This is a genomic window from Sandaracinobacteroides hominis (assembly GCF_016464365.1).
Taxonomy (GTDB): domain Bacteria; phylum Pseudomonadota; class Alphaproteobacteria; order Sphingomonadales; family Sphingomonadaceae; genus Sandaracinobacteroides; species Sandaracinobacteroides hominis.
Window position 1 is genome coordinate 1 of record NZ_JADCUC010000019.1, and the last position, 1004, is coordinate 1004.

The window sequence follows — 1004 nt, forward strand, 5'->3', positions numbered from 1 at the left end:
GTGTTTAGTCCCAGAGTGTGATGGTGTAAGATTGTCATCATCGCAGCGGGAGGGTTTATGGGCCAGTTTCTACACGGGAGCGCCAAGACCACGCACGCCGTTCGAGGCGAGCTACAGCGATCGCAGGCTTCGGTCGCGCAACTCGCCAAGCGGTTCGGCATCAACGAAAAGACCGTCCTGAAGTGGCGGTCGCGGGCCTCGGTGGAAGATCTTCCGATGGGACCGAAGGAGAGGCGCAGCTCGGTGCTGTCACCGATGGAAGAGGCGGCCATCGTCGCGCTCAGGGTACAGGCCCGGCTGCCGCTGGATGATGTGTTCGTGGCGCTGAGGGATGTGATCCCCCATCTGACGCGCTCGTCGCTACACCGCTGCCTGCAACGCAATGGCATCTCCCGCCTGCCCAAGGCGGACCGGGAGAAGCCGAAGAAGTTCAAGGCCTACGAGATCGGCTACTTCCACATCGACATCGCCGAGCTGCGCTACGAGGGTGGCAAGGGGTTCCTCTACGTCGCGGTCGACCGTACCTCCAAGCTGGTCTTTGCCCGCATCTATCGCAGCGCTACCAAGCTGGCGGCTGCTGCCTTCCTCAAGGTGCTGGTCAAGACAGTGCCTTACAGGATCCACACGGTGCTGACCGACAACGGTGTGCAGTTCGTCCAGCATGCCCGCGGCGGCAACCCTGGATGGCTCATCCACATCTTCGAGCGCGTCTGCAACGAACACGGCATCGAACATCGGCTCACCAAGCCCTACCACCCATGGACCAATGGCCAGGCCGAACGCATGGTCCGAACCATCAAGGAAGCGACAGTGAAGTCCTTCCACTACACATCAATCAACAACCTGCGGAACCATGTCCGCGACTGGCTGATCGCCTACAACTTCGCCAAGCAGCTCAAGGCGCTCAGGTTCAGGACACCATACGAAGCCATCGAGGAACTCTGGAAATCCAAGCCAGATGTGTTTATCGTCCAGCCACACCATCACACTCTGGGACTAAACAC

1 protein-coding gene is annotated in these 1004 nt (G+C 60.0%); it reads left to right on the top strand.

Going from position 1 to position 1004, the window contains the following annotated elements:
- Nucleotides 1-57 precede the first annotated feature (57 nt).
- Nucleotides 58-1004 (top strand): IS481 family transposase (locus IM784_RS16900; RefSeq protein ID WP_199556517.1); only part of this gene is annotated, 947 nt, incomplete at its 3' end.